The 17,868-nt window shown below is 65.4% G+C and carries 22 protein-coding genes and 1 pseudogene; 11 read left to right on the forward strand and 12 right to left on the reverse strand.

The annotated features are described in order from the left end of the window. Positions 1-236: 236 nt before the first annotated feature. From glnK to sutA, 4 genes are all read left to right on the forward strand, one after another. Positions 237-575: a P-II family nitrogen regulator gene (glnK, locus tag AC2T4A_RS06055; RefSeq protein ID WP_003457590.1), complete on the forward strand. Its 339-nt coding sequence runs from the start codon at positions 237-239 to the stop codon at positions 573-575. A 41-nt stretch (positions 576-616) separates the two neighbouring features. Next, on the forward strand, positions 617-1,951 hold the full coding sequence (locus AC2T4A_RS06060) for an ammonium transporter (protein ID WP_045215404.1): 1,335 nt from the start codon (positions 617-619) through the stop codon (positions 1,949-1,951). 106 nt (positions 1,952-2,057) lie between these two features. After that, a complete protein-coding gene (locus AC2T4A_RS06065) occupies positions 2,058-2,483 on the forward strand; it encodes a secondary thiamine-phosphate synthase enzyme YjbQ (RefSeq protein ID WP_486742912.1) in 426 nt (141 codons plus the stop codon). Positions 2,484-2,561: 78 nt separating this feature from the next. Then, positions 2,562-2,894 (forward strand): transcriptional regulator SutA, encoded by a 333-nt coding sequence (gene sutA, locus AC2T4A_RS06070; protein WP_045215410.1) that lies wholly within the window; start codon positions 2,562-2,564, stop codon positions 2,892-2,894. 171 nt (positions 2,895-3,065) lie between these two features. Here sutA and AC2T4A_RS06075 read toward each other — a convergent pair whose 3' ends face one another. From AC2T4A_RS06075 to lptM, 6 genes and pseudogenes are all read right to left on the reverse strand, one after another. Next, entirely contained in the window at positions 3,066-3,758 is a 693-nt protein-coding gene (locus AC2T4A_RS06075) for an HAD family hydrolase (protein WP_478377645.1), read from the reverse strand. After that, positions 3,755-4,660 carry a tyrosine recombinase XerC gene (gene xerC / locus AC2T4A_RS06080; RefSeq protein ID WP_416748796.1) on the reverse strand — a complete coding sequence of 302 codons (906 nt, stop codon included), beginning with the start codon at positions 4,658-4,660 and terminating at the stop codon, positions 3,755-3,757. The genes AC2T4A_RS06075 and xerC overlap by 4 nt, the downstream gene beginning before the upstream one ends. Before the next feature lie 53 nt (positions 4,661-4,713). Beyond that, entirely contained in the window at positions 4,714-5,415 is a 702-nt protein-coding gene (locus AC2T4A_RS06085; RefSeq protein WP_416748798.1) for a DUF484 family protein, read from the reverse strand. Positions 5,416-5,571: 156 nt separating this feature from the next. Next, positions 5,572-6,402 carry a diaminopimelate epimerase gene (gene dapF, locus AC2T4A_RS06090; RefSeq protein WP_486742913.1) on the reverse strand — a complete coding sequence of 277 codons (831 nt, stop codon included), beginning with the start codon at positions 6,400-6,402 and terminating at the stop codon, positions 5,572-5,574. Positions 6,403-6,415: 13 nt separating this feature from the next. Next, positions 6,416-6,601, reverse strand: a pseudogene (locus tag AC2T4A_RS06095) (diaminopimelate decarboxylase); the annotation flags it as partial. Between the two features lie 123 nt (positions 6,602-6,724). Further along, on the reverse strand, positions 6,725-6,865 hold the full coding sequence (gene lptM / locus AC2T4A_RS06100; RefSeq protein ID WP_017520757.1) for an LPS translocon maturation chaperone LptM: 141 nt from the start codon (positions 6,863-6,865) through the stop codon (positions 6,725-6,727). A 154-nt stretch (positions 6,866-7,019) separates the two neighbouring features. Between lptM and AC2T4A_RS06105 the strand changes: the two genes are divergently transcribed. The 4 genes from AC2T4A_RS06105 (at position 7,020) to rnk (ending at position 9,185) form a co-directional block, all read left to right on the forward strand. Next, positions 7,020-8,081, forward strand: coding sequence for an AraC family transcriptional regulator (locus tag AC2T4A_RS06105; protein ID WP_416748803.1), 1,062 nt, complete (start codon positions 7,020-7,022; stop codon positions 8,079-8,081). Further along, positions 8,078-8,413 carry an iron donor protein CyaY gene (gene cyaY, locus AC2T4A_RS06110; protein ID WP_486742914.1) on the forward strand — a complete coding sequence of 112 codons (336 nt, stop codon included), beginning with the start codon at positions 8,078-8,080 and terminating at the stop codon, positions 8,411-8,413. The genes AC2T4A_RS06105 and cyaY overlap by 4 nt, the downstream gene beginning before the upstream one ends. Beyond that, positions 8,391-8,597, forward strand: coding sequence for a DUF1289 domain-containing protein (locus AC2T4A_RS06115; RefSeq protein WP_486742915.1), 207 nt, complete (start codon positions 8,391-8,393; stop codon positions 8,595-8,597). Before cyaY ends, AC2T4A_RS06115 begins: the two co-directional genes overlap by 23 nt. A 183-nt stretch (positions 8,598-8,780) precedes the next feature. After that, positions 8,781-9,185: a nucleoside diphosphate kinase regulator gene (gene rnk / locus AC2T4A_RS06120; protein ID WP_416748808.1), complete on the forward strand. Its 405-nt coding sequence runs from the start codon at positions 8,781-8,783 to the stop codon at positions 9,183-9,185. A gap of 37 nt (positions 9,186-9,222) precedes the next feature. Here the strand turns inward: rnk and AC2T4A_RS06125 are convergent, their stop codons facing one another. The 3 genes from AC2T4A_RS06125 to AC2T4A_RS06135 all read right to left on the reverse strand — a co-directional run bounded on the left by AC2T4A_RS06125 (position 9,223) and on the right by AC2T4A_RS06135 (position 12,761). Further along, complete coding sequence (locus AC2T4A_RS06125) at positions 9,223-12,072, reverse strand: class I adenylate cyclase (protein WP_416748810.1); 2,850 nt, start codon at positions 12,070-12,072, stop codon at positions 9,223-9,225. A gap of 92 nt (positions 12,073-12,164) precedes the next feature. Then, complete coding sequence (locus tag AC2T4A_RS06130; protein WP_416748812.1) at positions 12,165-12,398, reverse strand: TIGR02647 family protein; 234 nt, start codon at positions 12,396-12,398, stop codon at positions 12,165-12,167. 81 nt (positions 12,399-12,479) lie between these two features. After that, on the reverse strand, positions 12,480-12,761 hold the full coding sequence (locus AC2T4A_RS06135; RefSeq protein WP_416748814.1) for a hypothetical protein: 282 nt from the start codon (positions 12,759-12,761) through the stop codon (positions 12,480-12,482). An 89-nt stretch (positions 12,762-12,850) separates the two neighbouring features. Here AC2T4A_RS06135 and AC2T4A_RS06140 point away from each other — a divergent pair, with 89 nt between their 5' ends. Together AC2T4A_RS06140 and ppk2 are read left to right on the forward strand one after the other, a co-directional pair. Next, entirely contained in the window at positions 12,851-13,816 is a 966-nt protein-coding gene (locus AC2T4A_RS06140) for a magnesium transporter CorA family protein (RefSeq protein WP_416748816.1), read from the forward strand. A gap of 192 nt (positions 13,817-14,008) precedes the next feature. Continuing rightward, entirely contained in the window at positions 14,009-14,890 is an 882-nt protein-coding gene (gene ppk2, locus AC2T4A_RS06145) for a polyphosphate kinase 2 (RefSeq protein ID WP_486743653.1), read from the forward strand. Positions 14,891-14,892: 2 nt separating this feature from the next. Here ppk2 and AC2T4A_RS06150 read toward each other — a convergent pair whose 3' ends face one another. From AC2T4A_RS06150 to AC2T4A_RS06160, 3 genes are all read right to left on the reverse strand, one after another. Then, positions 14,893-15,651, reverse strand: coding sequence for a hypothetical protein (locus AC2T4A_RS06150; protein WP_486742916.1), 759 nt, complete (start codon positions 15,649-15,651; stop codon positions 14,893-14,895). A gap of 243 nt (positions 15,652-15,894) precedes the next feature. Continuing rightward, on the reverse strand, positions 15,895-16,392 hold the full coding sequence (locus tag AC2T4A_RS06155) for an outer membrane beta-barrel protein (protein WP_416748820.1): 498 nt from the start codon (positions 16,390-16,392) through the stop codon (positions 15,895-15,897). 185 nt (positions 16,393-16,577) lie between these two features. Further along, positions 16,578-17,267, reverse strand: coding sequence for a Crp/Fnr family transcriptional regulator (locus tag AC2T4A_RS06160; protein WP_478377649.1), 690 nt, complete (start codon positions 17,265-17,267; stop codon positions 16,578-16,580). Positions 17,268-17,341: 74 nt separating this feature from the next. Between AC2T4A_RS06160 and AC2T4A_RS06165 the strand changes: the two genes are divergently transcribed. After that, positions 17,342-17,866 carry an Mpo1 family 2-hydroxy fatty acid dioxygenase gene (locus AC2T4A_RS06165; RefSeq protein WP_416748824.1) on the forward strand — a complete coding sequence of 175 codons (525 nt, stop codon included), beginning with the start codon at positions 17,342-17,344 and terminating at the stop codon, positions 17,864-17,866. Positions 17,867-17,868 lie beyond the last annotated feature (2 nt).

Genomic DNA, 17,868 nt, shown 5'->3' on the forward strand with positions numbered 1-17,868 from the left:
GTGCCTGATGTCACGGGCATTTCCACGAACTGGCAAGCTTCATGCTTTGGGGCATACATGGCGTGCACCGAGGCAGTTCCGGTGCGGCAGGCGAGGCGGTGGATCGCTTCGAACAAGGCAGTCGGAGTGCTGAGGTAGGGCGGCCGGCGCATTACAAAAGCCAGACACTGCGCTTAGACTTGTCTCCGGGTTCGTTCTTCCTGGGGCGGGTCCACCAAAACACGGGAGAGAGTTACATGAAGCTAGTCACAGCCATCATCAAGCCGTTCAAGCTGGACGACGTTCGTGAGTCGCTGTCCGAGATCGGCGTGCAGGGCATCACTGTGACCGAAGTCAAAGGCTTCGGCCGGCAGAAGGGTCACACCGAGCTGTACCGTGGCGCGGAATACGTTGTCGATTTCCTGCCGAAGGTGAAGATCGACGTCGCCATTGCCGATGACCAGCTGGATCGTGTTATCGAAGCCATCACCAAGGCCGCCAACACCGGGAAGATCGGTGACGGCAAGATCTTTGTCGTAAATCTGGAACAGGCCATTCGTATCCGTACCGGCGAAACCGGCACCGACGCGATCTAAGCCAAGCCCACACCGAACCCCACGCCCCAGGAGAAACAACAATGACTCTGCGCAAATACGCAGGGCTAGGCGCCCTATTGCCCCTCGCAATGCCCGGTCTGGCCTTGGCTGACGAGGCAGCGGCCCCTGTCCTGAACAGCGGTGACACCGCCTGGATGCTGATTTCCAGTGCCTTGGTGCTGCTGATGACCATCCCCGGCCTGGCCCTGTTCTACGGCGGCATGGTGCGCGCCAAGAACGTCCTGTCGATCATGATGCAGTGCTTCGCGATCACCGCGCTGATCAGCATCCTCTGGGTCGTCTACGGCTACAGCCTGGCCTTCGATACCGTCGGTATGGAGAAGGGCGTGGTCAACTTCGCTTCCTTCGTCGGCGGCCTGGACAAGGCCTTCCTCAGCGGCCTGACCAGCACCGGCCTGACTTCCGCCGCCGCGCTGTTCCCGGAAAGCATCTTCGTGATGTTCCAGATGACCTTCGCGATCATCACCCCGGCCCTGATCGTCGGCGCCTTCGCCGAGCGCATGAAGTTCTCGGCCATGCTGATCTTCACCGCGCTGTGGTTCACCCTGGTCTACGCACCGATCGCCCACATGGTCTGGAGCGGTGACGGCGGCCTGCTGTGGGACTGGGGCGTGCTGGACTTCGCTGGCGGCACCGTGGTGCACATCAACGCCGGTATCGCAGGCCTGGTGGCGTGCATCGTGCTGGGCAAGCGCAAGGGCTACCCGACCGCTGCCATGGCGCCGCACAACCTGGGCTACACCCTGATCGGCGCTGCGCTGCTGTGGGTGGGCTGGTTCGGCTTCAACGCCGGTTCCGCCGCTGCCGCCAACGGCACCGCCGGCATGGCCATGCTGGTCACCCAGATCGCCACCGCCGCCGCCGCCCTGGGCTGGATGTTCGCCGAGTGGATCACTCACGGTAAGCCGAGCGCCCTGGGTATCGCTTCCGGCGTGGTTGCCGGCCTGGTTGCCGTCACTCCGGCCGCTGGCACCTGCGGCCCGATGGGCGCCATCGTGATCGGCCTGGCTGCCGGCGTGATCTGCTTCTTCGCCGCCACCAGCCTCAAGCGTGCCGTCGGCTACGACGATTCCCTGGACGCTTTCGGCGTGCATGCTGTCGGCGGTATCGTCGGCGCGCTGCTCACCGGCGTGTTCGCAGCTCCCGCCCTGGGTGGCTTCGGCACCGTGACCGACATCGGCGCGCAGCTGTTCACCCAGTTCAAGGGCGTGGCCTTCACCATCGTCTACACCGGTATCGTCAGCTTCGTGATCCTCAAGGTCCTGGACCTGGTCATGGGTCTGCGCGTCACCGAGGAAGAGGAAACCGTGGGTCTGGACCTCTCCCTGCACAACGAACGCGGCTACAACCTGTAAGGGTTCGCGCAAGTTCGACGAAGGGCGCCCTCGGGCGCCCTTTGCTTTTTCGATCAGCACGCTAGAATGCGCGCGCATCACCGTCCGAGAAGGAGGAGAGCGCGCCATGTGGCAGCAGAAATCCATCACCCTGCGCCCTCGCCCGCGAGGCTTCCACCTGATCACCGAGGAGATCCTGGCTGCGCTGCCGGAGCTGTCGGAATGCCGGGTTGGCCTGCTGCACCTGCTGTTGCAGCACACCTCCGCCTCGCTGACGGTCAACGAAAATGCCGACCCCTCGGTGCGCCGCGATTTCGAGCGATTCTTCAATCGCCTGGCGCCCCAGGGCGAGAGTGGCTATGAACATGACTACGAAGGTCCCGACGACCTTCCGGCGCATTTCAAGTCGAGCCTGCTGGGCTGTCAGCTGACGCTGCCGATACAGGGGGGAGGCTTGGCAATGGGTACCTGGCAAGGTATCTATCTGGGTGAGCACCGTGACCACGGCGGCCCGCGCAGCATAGTGGCGACCTGGCAGGGCGAGCTTGTATGAATTTTTTCCGGCGGCGTTCGTCAAAGCGCGCAGCTGGGCTATAACTAACGTGCTTTGCAGCACCACAGAGGTTGAATAATGAGCGACGAAGAACTGGAACAGGACGAGCTGGACGGCGCTGACGAGGACGATGGCGAGGAACTCGCCGCAGCGGACGACAGCGACGCCGAAGCAGACAGCGGCGATGGGGATGAAGCCCCTTCTCCCAAGGGCGGTGGCAAGAAAGCCAAGGCCGCTGCGGAAGAAGAGGAACTGCCCTCGGTCGAAGCCAAGCAGAAGGATCGTGATGCACTGGCCCGTGCGATGGAGGAGTTCCTCACTCGCGGCGGCAAGGTGCAGGAGATCGAGCCGAACGTGGTGGCCGACCCGCCCAAGAAGCCGGATAGCAAATACGGCAGCCGCCCTATCTGATATCTGACGTGACATGAAAAAGCCCCGCCGCTCCGTCTGGAGCGGCGGGGCTTTTTCATGTCAGCTCGTTGCTCCCCTGTAGGAGCGAGCTTGCTCGCGAACCGCTTGGATCCGGCGGCAGTCGGGAGCCCTGCTTCGCGAGCAAGCTCGCTCCTACGAAGAGCAGGGGTATCAGAGTTTTGCCAGGACGCCTGGCAGCTCCGACAGGTTATGGATGATCGCACTGGGCGCTTCTTCGCCATCCCACGCCTTGCGCGCGGGGTTGAACCAGATCGCCTTCATGCCTGCACGGCGCGCGCCAGCGATGTCGTCGCTGGGGTGGTCGCCGATGTGCACGGCGTGCTCCGCCGCCACGCCGCCGCGTTTTAGCGCTTCCTGGAAAGGGTGCGGGTCGGGCTTGCCGACACCGAGTTCTTCCGCGCACAGAGCGAACTGGAAGTAATCGGCCAGCCCCAGGCGGCGCACGTCGGCGTTGCCGTTGGTGAGCACGCCGAGGATGAAGCGGTTGGCCAGTTGCTCCAGGGTCGGGTGCACCTCGGGGAACAGGGCCACCTGGTGCCGCGCGTGGAGGAAGGTCTGGAAGCCAGCCTCGGCCAGCTCGGTCGCCTCGGGCTGTGGATAACCGGCATCGAGCAACGCATGGAACAGGATGCGCCGGCGCAGCTCGCTCAGACGGTGGCGGAGCATCGGGTCCTGCTCCATCAGCCGCGAGCGGATCGCCCACAGGTGCTCGATGGGCACCGGGCCCAACTGCGCGGCATTCACCGCCAGCCAGTCGCGCAGGGTGGCTTCCGCGCTGTTCATCACCGGGGCAACGTCCCACAGCGTGTCATCGAGATCGAAGGTGACCAGACGGATACTCATTCTTCTGCTCCGGGTTTACGACGTGCCCGTGGGTGCGCCTGGTCGTAGACCGTGGCGAGGTGTTGGAAATCCAGGTGGGTGTAGATCTGCGTGGTGGCGATATCGGCGTGGCCAAGCAGCTCCTGCACTGCGCGCAGGTCCTGGGAAGACTCGAGCATGTGGCTGGCGAACGAATGGCGCAACATGTGCGGATGCAGGTGCTGGCCCAGCTCGCGCACCCCGGCTTCGCGGACGCGCAGCTGGATGGCTCGGGGCGTCAGGCGTTTGCCGCTGCGGCCGATGAACACGGCGTTGTCCTGTGGTGAAACCGAGGCCCGCAAAGGCAGCCAGGCTTCGATGGCCTGCCGCGCGGCGCGGCCGACTGGCAGCTCGCGCACCTTGTTACCCTTGCCGTGGACACGCACCAGGCCGTCCTTGAGGTCCAGCCATTCCAGGTCGAGGCCGACCAGTTCGGAGAGCCGCAGGCCCGAGGAATAGAACAGCTCCAGCAAAGCCTGGTCGCGCCGGGCGATGAAGTCGTCTTCCACGCCGCCATCGAGCAGTTGTGCGGTTCGGTCGGTATCCAGCGTGCGTGGCAGCTTGCGCGCACCCTTGGGCGCGGCGAGGCCATCGGCCGGGTCGTGCCGGCAACGGCCTTCGCGGATCAGATACTGGTACAGCCCTCGCGTGGCCGATAGCAGGCGCGCCAGGCTGCGACTGGCGAGACCCTGCTGGTGCAAGCGGGCGACGAACAGGCGCAGGTCGCGTACCTGCAGCGCCGACCATTCGTTGATCGAGGATTTTTCACACAGCCCGGCGAGGCGCGCCAGGTCCCGACGGTAGCCGTCGAGCGTGTGCACGGAGACCTGGCGCTCGCTGCGCAGGTGTTCCAGATAGGCTTGCAGATCGGCTTCGAGCGACAAGCGGAAAGCTCCCAGTGAGACAGCCAGGCTGGCAGCTTACCGCGTTGCGAAGGTCAGCGTACCGAGCGCAGTGGCGTGGAGAAGCGCGGCAGAGTGCGCGCGAGGACTTCGGCGACGTAGCCGAGGAACAGGGTGCCCAGCGAGCTCTTGTAGTGCTGCGGGTCGGGGCTGCCGATCGCCAGTACGCCGTGCAGGCCCTGGAAGGTCAGCGGCACCACGGCGGCGGAGCCGACCTGCTCGCGTTCGCTTTCGCAGAACAGGAAGGCCAGCTCGTGGGGGCGCAGCACGCCGCTGACGGTCTTGCCGCCCGACAGCAGGCCGCCGATGGCCTGGTGCGCCTCGGCGCTGCTCACCGAGCGGCCCACCGGCAGGTTGTTGTCGCTGAACAGGATCAGACTGACGTAGGGCACGAGGAACTCGTGGCGCAGACTGTCTTCCACTGTGCTGACGATTTCTTCCAGGCTGGTCGCATCGAGGAGGTCGAGCACCAGGCGGCGGGTCTTGTCGAACAGGCGGTCGTTGTCGCGGGCCACGTCCATCAGCTGTGACAGCCGATGGCGCATCTCGATATTGCGCTCGCGCAGCAGGCGTACCTGGCGCTCCACCAGCGACACGGCATCGCCTGGCTGGTGCGGAATGCGCATTTCCGGGATCAGCTCGTCATGATCGACGAAGAATTCAGGGTGCCGGCGAAGATAGTCGGCGACCTGTTCGGCTTCGAGCGTAACGGTGGGGTCCTGCGGAATATCGGTCATAAGCGTCCCGGTTCAGCGCCTGTCCAATGTCTGCCTGCGCTTTGCTCATACGGCGTTGGAAACAGGCTCAAAATGCTCATTTACTCTTCGTAAACTGCGCTTTCTCGCCTGTTACCGCCTTGTCTGAGCTGCGCTCGGCAAGACCTTGAACAGGCTTTATAGACGTACCTGGCCTTCGAACACCCGCACGGCGGGCCCGGTCATCATAACGGGCTGACCCGGTCCTGCCCACTCGATGGACAACCGTCCGCCGGGAAGGTCGATCTGTACCGGCGATTGCAGCCAGCCCTGGCGAATGCCGGCGACCGCCGCCGCGCAAGCGCCGGTGCCGCAGGCCAGGGTCTCGCCAGCGCCGCGTTCCCACACGCGCAGGCGCGCCTGGTGCGGATTGACGATCTGCAGGAAGCCGATGTTGGCTTTCTGCGGGAAGCTCTCATGGATTTCGAGTTTCGGCCCCAGCGTGCGGACCGGCGCGCTGTCCACGTCATCCACGCGCAGCACGCCGTGCGGGTTGCCCATGGAGATGGCCGCGAGGTCGTAGCGCTGGCCGTCCACTTCGAGGGGATAGCTCAACGCCTCGCCATCGGCCTTGAACGGCACCTGCTCGGGTTGCAGGCGCGGCGGGCCCATGTCGACGGTGACCTGGCCATCGTTGGCAATGGTCAGCTCGATCATGCCGCCCTTGGTTTCCACGCGGATGGTCTTCTTCGCGGTCAGGCGCTTGTCGACCACGAAGCGGGCGAAGCAGCGCGCGCCGTTGCCGCACTGTTCGACCTCGGTGCCGTCGCAGTTGAAGATGCGGTAACGGAAATCCGCGTCCGGCGTACTCGGCGGCTCGACGATCAGCAGTTGATCGAAGCCGACCCCGAAGTTGCGGTCGCCCCACTGTTTGACGTGGCGGGGTTGCACATGGGCGTGCTGGCTGACCAGGTCCAGGACCATGAAGTCATTGCCCAGCCCATGCATCTTGGTAAAGCGCAGAAGCATCGTCGTCTCGGCCTCAGTCCGGCAGCAGGCTTTCGCCGGCGAACAGCTCTTGTCGTGTTCCGTGGCGACGCATCCTGTGCGCGGCCGAGCTATCCACCAGCACCTCGGCGGCGCGGCCCCGGGTGATGTAGTTGGAATTCATGACGAAACCATAGGCGCCGGCCGGATGAACGGCCAGCAGGTCACCTTCTTTCCGGGCGGGAGCGCAAAGCCGTCGGCTCTGCGGAGCGGCGTGCCAGAACGCCCGGCGTACGCCGGCGATGGCACGTCTGCCGCGAGCAGTAGCCCGCCGCGGACGTCGAAGGCGTCCATGGGAACGCCCTCAGAGACCGTAGCGGTCCTTGCTGTGTTCGTTCTTGGCCTTTTCGTCGTCCGGCAGGTAGAGCGGGCCTTTCTGGCCGCAGCCAGCGATGGCGGCGGTCAGCAGGGCGATCGCGACGAAGGGAAGCAGCAGTCGCTTCATGGCGGAATCCTTGTAATTAAAGCGTCAATGGGGCCGGAGTATACCGGCCCCCCGCCGCCTTGCCTATTCAAGCGGGCGCCCGCCCGGCGGGGCTTGCGGCTCGCGCCGGAAGGGCCAGTGGCCCTATGATGGCGGGCAAAAAACGGAAAGCCCCATGGACTATCGCGATCCCCTGCCCAGTTCGGTGTCGGTGGCCTACCTGCAGGGCCTCGTGGAGCATTTGCAGCGCCAGGGCGTGGAGCCGGCGCAGCTGCTGGCGACGGTGCACCTGGAGCCTTCGATCCTTGCCCAGCGCGATCAGCGCATCGCTGCCAGCGCTTACCTGGAACTGGTGGGTGCCGGCGTGCGCCTGAGCGGTGACGACAATCTCGGCCTGCACTTGGGCGAGGCCGTGCGCCCCGGCTACTACGGTGTGCTCGGCTACCTGATCATGAGTTGCGCGACTCTTTCCGACGCCCTGCATCGGCAGGCGCGCTACGCCTCGCTGGTGGGTAACCTGGGCCGCGTCGAACTGGCTGACGAGCCGCCGCGCGCGGGCTGCGAGGCGCTGGTGAAACACAGCTGGGAGCCATTGTTGCCGCAACAGCAGCGGCAGATGAGCGAGGAGACGCTGGCTGGCTGGGTCAGTTTCGGCCATTGGGTCAGCGGCGTGGACGAGGCGCCGTACGAGGTGCGCTTCAGCCACAGTGCACCGGCGGATACCCGCGAGCATGAGCGCATTTTCCGCTGCCCGGTGCTGTTCGATCAGCCGGACAACGCCCTGGTCTTCCCCAAGCGTCTGCTTTCGCTGCCGCTGGGCCAGGCCGACGCCCAGGTGCAGCGCACCCTGGATGCCTACGCCGAGCGACTGCTGGTGGAGATCAACAAGGGCGACAGCGTGCTCGACCGTGCGCGCCTGGAGCTGGCGCGCCAGTTGCCGGAGCAGGGCGCCGACCTGGAGCGCCTGTCGCAGACGCTGGCGCTGAGCCCCCGCACGCTGCAGCGGCGGCTGCGCGATACCGGCCTGTCGTTCAGCCAACTGGTGGACGAAACCCGCCAGCAACTGGTGCTGCACTACCTGCGCGACCCGGCGCTGGACAGCGCCGACATCGCCTACCTGCTGGGCTTCAGCGAAGCCGGCTCGCTTGCCCGCGCATTCCGTCGCTGGACGGGGCAGAGTCTGGGCGAATACCGGCGTAAACTGGTGCCTTTGACTGATCCCGAGGACGATGCATGAGCACTTTGAGCGAAGCCCGCTTCCATGACCTGGTGGACGCCGTACAGGTAACGGTGGAGGACGCCTTCGACGACAGCGACCTGGACGTGGACCTGGAGAACTCCAGTGGCGTGCTGACCGTGCGTTTCGAGAATGGCACCCAGCTGATCCTCAGCCGCCAGCCGGCGCTGCGGCAGCTGTGGGTGGCGGCGCGCTCCGGTGGCTTCCACTTCGACTACGACGAGTCCGGCTCGCTGTGGATCTGCGACAGCACGCGCGAACCGCTGGGCGCGCTGCTCAACCGCGCCACGCTGGATCAGGCAGGCGAGGATGTCGACTTCCCCGGCATCTGAGCCACAGGCGAGCGTCGCTTCGCCCTGCTGCCGGCGCTGCTGCCTGGACGACGCGGATGTCTGCGTCGGCTGCGGGCGCACGCTGGGCGAGATACTGGAGTGGAACGAGGCCGACGGTGTGCGGCGCCGGGCGATCCTAGCGGACTGCGAAAAGCGCCGAAACAACCACTCGCCGAAGTGGTGACTGGTCGGTGTTGCTTATTTTCTGTGCTGTGTTAGTGTCCGGGAAAACCCCGCCTTGGGCGGGGTTTTTCTTTTTTCGGATTTCACTGCGCGTTCGAACCTTGAACGTCTTTACTGCCAGAACACCCAGGGCCCCGAACGCGCGAGCGTCCGGGGCTCTCCTGTAAGGAGACTGCCAACCATCATGACCACGACACCCATCACCGTTACTCGACTCGACCTGCAACGTCTGGAGCGCATGCTCGACAGCCTGGATGAGTACGGCCCCGCGGCCGAGGCGCTGGAGGCCGAACTGGCCCGTGCCACGGTGGTCGGCCACGACGAGATACCGCCGGGCGTGGTCACGATGAACTCCACCGTGCGCTGCCGCGAGGAAAGCAGCGGCAAGGAGTACCACCTGACGCTGGTCTACCCGGCCGATCTTGGCGGCGAAGGCAAGGTCTCGATTCTCGCCCCGGTGGGCACCGCGCTGCTGGGCCTGACTACCGGCCAGAGCATCGACTGGCCGGCGCCCAGCGGCAAGACGCTGAAGCTGAGCCTGCTGGAAGTGGAATACCAGCCCGAAGCGGCCGGCGACTACGATCGCTGATCCGCCCGCTCCCTCCGCCGGGTGCCGGCGCGGCCGTTCAGGCCTCAGCCAGCGCCCGGTTCAGAGCCTGCTCCAGGCTTTGCTTGTAGCGCAGGAAATGCACTGTCTGCAGCTCCCCGCCTTCGCGCATGGCCGACAGGTCCAGGTCGGTGATGTAGCAGGGGTAGCGCTCCTGCCCGCGCCGGCGGTCGAGGATGTGCCGGGCCACGGCCTGGAACAGCTCGCTGCCGAACTCCAGTTCCGAGAACTCGCGGTGGTTGCAGAACAGCGTGGTACGCGCACGCTGGCCCTCGCCCGGTTCGACGATCGCCTGCACGTTGTAGAAAGGCAGTGCTTCCAACGGCTGCGGTGTATTGCGCCGCTCGATGCGTTGCGCGCGCTGATTGCCGTTGCTCACCACTTCGTAGAAGAGGATGTCCGCCCCCACCGGACCCTGGGCTTCCAGTAGCGAGATCACCGCGTTGCGGCGGTACTGCACCGATTGCAGGAAGCGTTGCAGCGGTAGCAGCAGACCTTCCTCGGTGTCGTACTCCTGGCGCCGCCGCCAGAGGGCGTTGCGTTCGTCGAGGATGGTGATTTCCGCGTTGCCTTCATACAGGCGGTAGAACACCTGCACGGTATTGGCCCGGCCCAGCGGCAGGATCATGGCGAGGTCATCGCCCTCCAGTGCGTGCCGGTCCAGTTGCAGGAAGCCGCTGTCGTCCTGGGTGTCGCCCAGGTGTTCGACCAGCGCCGGCAGCCCGTCGATCACCCGATGGCTGACGCTGCCCGGTACCAGGTGCAGCAGATGGAAGTGCTGGCGCACCTGCAGCAGGTAGCGACCGCCCTTGCCGCTGGCGAGCTGCGCGTGGGCGTCGCGGAACAGGTCTTCGACGCGCTGGGCGATGGCGGTGGCGCGGTTGCGGCAGAAGCAGCGCACCAGCAGGCGCGGCGGCGGGGCATCGGTCGGTAGCGTGTTGAGGAATTCGCGCAGGCAGTCGAGCAGCGCATGGGGGCCTGCGTAGCGGCTGACCAGCAGTTCATTCCAGCTGTTGAGAGTGATCTGGTCGAGAGTCAGCACCAGGTTGTCGCGTACGCCGGAATAACCCAGCGAGTCCGTGCGCTCGGTGGTCATGTGCACATTCATCTGACTGTGCTGGCGCAGCGGATCGACGCCGACGTTCACCAGCAGCAACACCTGCGAAGGCACCGCGCTGCGCAGCAGGGCGCTTTCCGGTACTTCGTTGAGCGGCAGTGGTACGGCCTGCTGCAGACAGCCCAGCAGGTTCTGCAGTTCGAACTCGGTCAGGTCGCTGCTGCCCGGTTGCAGGGATAGCCGCGTGGTGGCGTCGATCACGCCGTTGCGGTGGCTCCAGGCAAGCAGCTCCAAAAGGTCACGGGCGCGCCGCAGCGGGGCGAAGTCGGCCATTTCCTGTAATGACAGATTGCCGCTGTACAGTGCCCAGAACGGTGGTTTGCCGGCCTCGCCGCCGGGCAACTGGGCGAGGGTGAGGATGTCTTCGGCCATGTCCGGGGCGATGCCCGGGTTGATGAATTCGACCTTGCCGGCCTTGCGCTCGAAGGCGGCATACAGGCGCCGCCCGAGGATGCCCATGTCCCGCGGGTTGATGCCGGCGGCGGCGTGTTGCAGGCGGGCGAACTGCGAGAGGAAGCGGTAGCTGTGGGTCAGTTCGTTGACCAGCGCGCGGCGTTCCAGCAGCACCTGGCGAACCTTCCACTGACTGCGGCTATCGAGCTGCGCGAAGGCGCGGCTGTCCCACTTCCAGGGTGCCGAGACGCGCTCCATCACCTTGCGTTGCCAGCTCTTGTGGCCCTGGCGTGGCGGGCGACTGAGCTTCTTGCCGACCTTCAGGTACAGGCAGCGGCGGATCAGTTCCAGGCGTTCGGTTTCGCCGCGCTCCTTGAGGTATTCCTCCAGGCGGCGGTAGAGCATGACGTAGGGGTCGAGTTCCTCCACGTCCAGGCGTCCGGCATAGATCGCCTGCTTGTAGCGCAGGCTCAGGCAGGAGACCTGCGGGTGCTCGCTGGCGTAGACCTCGGTGAGCAGCAGCTTGAGCACCGACTTGTAGGGTGACTCGATGCCCTTGAACAGCTGCCACATGCCGGCGCCAATGAATTCGCCCGGCGGGATGCGCGCCAGGTGGCCGAGGTCGAGGACATCCTCGGCGCGGATGAAGCGCTTGCTCAGCAACGTCTGGCAGTACTCGGCGTAGCGGTTCTCTTCGTAGACTGGCACCAGCCACCACAGCGGCGTGCGGCCGCCGAGCCAGATGGCGGTACGGTAGAACTCGTCCAGCAGCAGGTAGTGCTGGCTGGTGCCGCAGTCGTCGGAGGTCAGCCGTGCCTCGCGGGCGCCCTGGGTGTAGTGCTGCGGGTCGACGAGGAAGCAGTGCACCTCGGCGCCCTGGGTGGCGGCCCATTGTTCGAGCAGCTCGCACTTGCGCCGTAGCTCCGCCAGCTCCCGCTCGGTGAGGTCGGAGGCGTGGCAGACCCACAGGTCCAGGTCGCTCTGTTCGGCCTGGGCGACGGTGCCCAGGCTGCCCATCAGGAACAGCCCGTGGATCGGCAGCGGCGGGTTGCCGCGGCGGGTCTTGTAGCTGAAGGAGCGGGTCAGGCGCTGGGCTTCGGCGAGAATCTCGTCGTCCGGGACGAAGTTCGACAGCCCGGCGGGCGTGCTGGCCGAGACGTAGCCGGGCAGTAGCGGGTGGTTCACATCCAGCAGCAGCGGCAGCAGCTTGAGCACCAGTTGCTGGCGCGTGGAGAGTGCTTCGCTGGCCCGTTGCAGACGCGCGGCGTTGACCTTCAGGAAGCGCTGGCGCAGCTGCGCCAGCACCTTTCGGTCGATGCCGTCGTCAATGTCCGGGCGGATCTCGGGGGTGAGCGTCATGGCGTACTGCTGCCTGGCCAGCGGCGCCGCATCAGAGAATGCGGCGCTTGGAAGTGTGCCAGGTTATCGCCCGCTCGCGGGGGAACTTGAGGTCAGCCGCGCAGGATACCGAGCAGGACCTGGGCGTGCTCGGCGGCATCGAGACCCAGGCTGGTGAGGTAGCCGCCATCGTGTTGATCGATCAACCCTTTGGCGTGGAGTCGGCCGGCGGCCGCGACAGCCTCGGTGGAGGCGTCATGGTGGACTTTCAATCCCGCCTGGCTGTTCTCCAGGTCATACAGTGCCAGCAGGTCCAGTTCCTCAACCATTTCTTTCGTGAAAGCCATTCGCGTAACTCCCGATGGTCAATGAGGCTCCAGTGTAGTCTCAAGTCCGACCGGTTCGGCAAGCGGTCTTATGCCGCTGACTCATTCCGCAACAGTACCGTCGGGCAGCGTCGGCAGCGCGCGCAGGGCCTGCTCGTACCATTCGCCATTGAATGGGCGATCTTCGGCGAGCATCGCCTCGATCTCGTGGGCGAGCACCAGGGCCATCAGATGCAGTGCGTCCTCGCGTTCGTAGCCGACCAGGGTCAGCTTGTTGAACACCGCGCGGGCGGCTGCCGGGCTCTCGCTTTCGATCTGGTTCTCGATGGCCTGGATCAGGGTGTCTTCGGCGAAGGACTCTTCGGCATCGTCTTGGTCAGTCATCACATTGCTCTCCGCTGGACTTGTGAAGCCGCCTGAAGTTGGCCAACCTGCGGGGCAACTTCAGGTGCGTAAAAGGATCGTCGGGCGACATGATCACCTATTACACCCTTGTCGGCGACCGCCTGGTTCGCCACAACGGCAGCGAGTGCCACGGCATGCCCAAGGACACGCTGTGGATCGACCTGTTCCGGCCCACGGCGGAAGAGGAAAAACTGCTGGAGTCGATCATCGAGGTGGATGTGCCGACCCAGGAAGAGATGGCCGAGATCGAGGATTCCTCGCGCTTCTACGAGAGCAAGGGCGCGCTGTACATGACCACCACCGTGGTCGGCGGCATCCGCGAGCACAAGCCGAGCACCTCGGAAGTCACCTGTGTGCTGACCCCGCACTGGCTGGTGACGGTGCGCTACACCGACCTGCTGGCCTTCCGCACCTTCGAGACGCGTACCCAGCGCGGCGGCTGCGAGGGGCGCAGCGACCAGTTGTTCGTGACCCTGATGGACAGCGTGGTGGATCGCATCGCCGACGTGCTGGAGAACGTGCAGAAACAGCTCGACAGCCTGGGCACCAGCATCTTCCGCGAGGGCCCGGCCAACGAGAAGGCCGATCTGCAGGAAGTGGTCAAGCAACTGGGGCGCAAGAACTCCCTGCTGTCCAAGCTCAACGAGAGCCTGCTCAGCATCAGTCGACCGCTGTCCTATTTCCGCCAGGGCAGCAACGGCTGGATCAGCGACGAAGTGAAGCTGGGCATGAAGTCGGTGGAGCGCGATGTGCGCTCGCTCAGCGAGTACCAGACGAAGATGGCCGGGGAGATTACCTTCCTGCTGGACGCCACCCTGGGCCTGATCAACATCGAGCAGAACAGCATCATCAAGGTGTTCTCCATCGCCGCCGTGCTGTTCCTGCCGCCGACCCTGGTGGGCACGGTGTACGGCATGAACTTCGCGCACATGCCCGAGCTGCAATGGCTGGCGGGCTATCCCATGGCGCTGGTGGCGATGGTGATCTCGGCGATCATTCCCTACTACTGGTTCAAGTACAAAGGCTGGCTGTAGACGGGTTGATGCGGGTCAAGAAAGGCTCGCGGCGCGGGTCGCACAGTGGAGGGCCGTCCCCACGTCTCACAGGAGGAGACCATGCCGCAATCCGAAGCCAACAAGCCCGCCGCCGCGCTTCCCGAAGCATCAACCGAGGGTGGCGCGCAGATCCAGGCGCAGAGCCAGGGCCCGGTCGCGCTGACCGTCGCTATGGCTCCGCGCGGTAGCAACGAGGATTCCACCTCGGCCCAGCTGCCCGCCAGTTATCCCTACCGCAAGCGCCTGCAGCGCCGGGAGTATGAAAAGGCCAAGGCCGAACTGCAGATCGAATTGCTGAAGGTGCAGAACTGGGTCAAGGAGACTGGCCAGCGCATCGTCCTGCTCTTCGAGGGCCGCGACGCCGCCGGCAAGGGCGGCACCATCAAGCGCTTCACCGAACACCTCAACCCTCGTGGCGCGCGTGTTGTGGCACTGGAGAAACCCAGCGACGCCGAACGCGGCCAGTGGTACTTCCAGCGCTATATCCAGCACCTGCCCACGGCCGGTGAAATCGTCTTCTTCGACCGCTCCTGGTACAACCGCGCCGGCGTCGAGCGGGTGATGGGCTTCTGCTCGCCGCGCCAGTATCTGGAGTTCATGCAGCAGACGCCGGAGCTGGAGCGCATGCTGGTGCGCAACGGCATCCACCTGTTCAAGTTCTGGTTCTCGGTGAGCCGCGAGGAGCAGCTGCGCCGCTTCGTCTCGCGCCGTGATGACCCGCTCAAACACTGGAAACTGTCGCCCATCGACATCCAGTCGCTGGACCGCTGGGACGACTACACCCAGGCCAAGGAAGCGATGTTCTTCCACACCGATACCGCCGATGCGCCCTGGGTGGTGATCAAGTCCGACGACAAGAAGCGCGCGCGGCTCAACTGCCTGCGGCACTTCCTGCACAGCCTGGATTACCCGGACAAGAACCCGAAGATCGCCTGCGCCCCGGATGAGCTGCTGGCGGGCCGCGCCGCGCTGATGGACCGCGACGAGTTGGAGCGGCCGGCCCAGGCCGTGGTGCAGGTGCCGGCGAATGCCCCGGAACCGCTGAGCGCCTGAGGTTACTGCTGGCTGATCAGCATGAGCTGGCCGGAGACGGCGCGGGCGTTGCGGTCGACGATGATCGGCGCCCAGGGACGGCCCGAGGCGCTGACGCCGCTGTTGCTCTTGCTGTTCATGTCCAGCAGCGCCTTGCTCAGGTATTCCCAGCGGGTGCGCAGCTTCTTGGTCGCGTCGCTGTCCGGGAGTTGCTCGATGCGCTGGGTCAGCAGCGGCACCAGCACGCTTTCGTCCTGGCCGAGGTATTCCTGCGGCTGTTCGCGGGCCAATTCCAGGCCACTGATATAGGCGCGGCCCAGGTATTGGGTCGCCAGGTATTCGACGCGCACCGGCAATTCCCACAGGGGAATCTGGCTGGCATCGGCGGTGGCCGGTACGAAGCGCTCGATCTGGTTGAGCAGCTCGCGCAGGGACCGGCTCAGATCCTGGTTATAGCGCCAGGGCAGGTCTTCTTCCTTGGGCCCATAGGAAACGCCGTTGCGAATCTGGGTAACGAACTCGGTGTGGGCCTTGCGCAGTGCCTCGTCCGCCTTGGAGTAGCCCTTGACGGCGTTGTCCAGGGTGGCGAGGTCCTTCTCCAGCTGGGCCGCGTGAGCTTCCTGGAAGCCCTCGCCGCGCAGCAGCAACAGGCTGTTGATCGAGCGGCAGGTGTAGACCTGCAGGGTCTGCAGCTGCAGTTCCTCGATGGGCAGGTTGGCCTGGGCGGCGAGGGCGAAGAGTCCGAAACAGCACAGCATGAACCCACGAACGATATCGAACATGGCGGAGGCGTCCTTCTTGTTATTGTGAGCCGCGCGAATCGCCGTATGTGTGTCTTTTTGGCGCCAGAAACGCAGCTATCCCTAGGCTAGCCGCGAATGCGGCGGCTGCAACCGACCGAAAGAGTGATTTGCGCAGGCGATGCCTGGAACGGGAGAAGGTGCCGGCGGAGGTCCGTGAGGGGGGAGGACTGCTCTGGGGAGAGAGCCGAACCTCCGCCGGGCTTTTGCGGGATCGGGCTGGTGTCAGAAGCGCCAGTAGGCGGAGAGGGTGGTCTGGTCGAGGTCGATATCGCCGACGTCCAGGTATTCCTGTTCCAGGCGTACGCCCAGGCCGCCGATCAGGTCCATTTCGCCACCGAAGCCATAGAGCGGGTCGACATCGTCGGATTTGCCGGCGGCATCGTCGTCGGCGTGCCAGGCGTGTACACCGGCGATGCCGTACAGGCGGATGCGCTGGCCGATGGGGAAGCCCAGGTGCACGTTGGCCTGCAGTGATTCGCCATCGAAGTGCTTGCGGTCGTCGCTCATGTCGCCGAAATCGACTACCGCGCCTTCCAGGGACAGGTAGTTGTTGAAGCGGTAGCCGGCGTAGAGCTTGTAGCTGTTGTCGTGGTCATCGAAGGACCGGTCGTCGATCTCGAGGCGGGTCACGCCGCCACCCACGTAGAGGCCACGGTCGTCGGCCATTGCCAGTGCAGGTGCGGTCAGCGCGAGGGCGCAAAGGAGTTTCGAAAGGCGCATAGGATTCCCTGGCGGCCGGCGAGGGGGCCGGCCGCTTTGCTGTCATGCGGAAGGTTCGGGTGCCGGCTCGGCGCGGGCGGAGGGCCAGCGCGGCGGCGGGGGCATTAGAGCGAGGGAGCGGCGGGCGCGGCCATCGTAGGTTGTCGAGAGTGGCCTGGCTTTTTTTCTAGACGCGGCGAGTGGGATCAGGCGTGCGCAGCATGGCGCAGCCGCTCGCGGTCGAGGATCTCGATGCCACCGTAGCTCAGCCGCACGATGCCCTGGGCTTCCAGGTCCTTGAGTATCTGGTTGGTGGTCTGCCGCGACAGCGAGAGCATGGCCGCCAACTGGTCCTGAGGCAGGTGCAGCTCGCGCTTGGCGGTGGCCGACTCGCCGTAGCCCTCGGCGATCATCAGCAGGCGCCGGGCCAGGCGGGGCGCGGCCGGCAGCAGTGACAGCTCCTCCAGCACGGCGAAGGTGATGCGCAGCTTGTGGCTCATCAGCAGGGCGAAGTCGCGCCAGTATTCCGGATGCTGGGCCAGCATTGCCTGCAGTGGCGCCTGGGGCACCTGCAGCAGCGTCGTGGCGCCTTCTGCGTAGGCATCGTGGGTGCGCGGCTGGCCGTCGAACAGGCAGATCTCGCCGAACCAGTTGGGCGCTTCCACCAACGCCAGCAGCGCTTCCTTGCCGTTCTCGCCGACCACGCTGACGCGCATCGCTCCTTCCACCACGCAATACAGGCCGCATGGTGCATCGCCGCGGGCGAACAGGCGCTGGCCGGCGGGCAGGCGGCGCACCACGGCGGCGTCGCACAGGGCCTGGCGCAGGCCTTCGGGCAGGGTCTGGAACCAGCGGCCTTCCTGCAGGCGGGAGAGATAGGGCTTGGTGTCGGTCATGGGCAATGTCGGCTAGCTGACAGAGTGGCAAGGCGCACAACGCCATCATGCCAGTACCTTGCGGGAGAACAACAATGAAAACTCTGGTCGATCACCTTGCCCAATATGCCGCCTACCACCGTGACCGGCGGAACATCGTCAGCCATTTCATCGGCATTCCGATGATCGTGCTGGCCATCGCCACCCTGCTGTCGCGCCCCGGCTTCGAGCTGGCCGGCGTGCTGGTCTCGCCCGCCACGCTGCTGGCGCTGGCCTCGGTTGTTTTCTACCTGCGCCTGGACGTGCGCTTCGGCCTGCTGATGACCGCGCTGCTGGCCTTGTCGCTGTGGATCGGCGCCGCGCTGGCCGCCGGCACAACTACCTACTGGCTCACCTGGGGCATCGGCCTGTTCGTGGTGGGCTGGATCATCCAGTTCGTCGGCCACTGGTACGAAGGGCGCAAGCCGGCGTTCGTCGACGACCTCACCGGCCTGATCGTAGGCCCGCTGTTCGTCGCTGCCGAAGCGGCCTTCCTGCTTGGCCTGCGCGATGAAGTGCGCCACGCCGTGGAAGAGCGCGCTGGCCCGACCTGCATCCGCGAGAAGAAGGCAACCGCCTGATT

It is taken from the genome of Pseudomonas sp. PVC-3-1, from assembly GCF_057444315.1.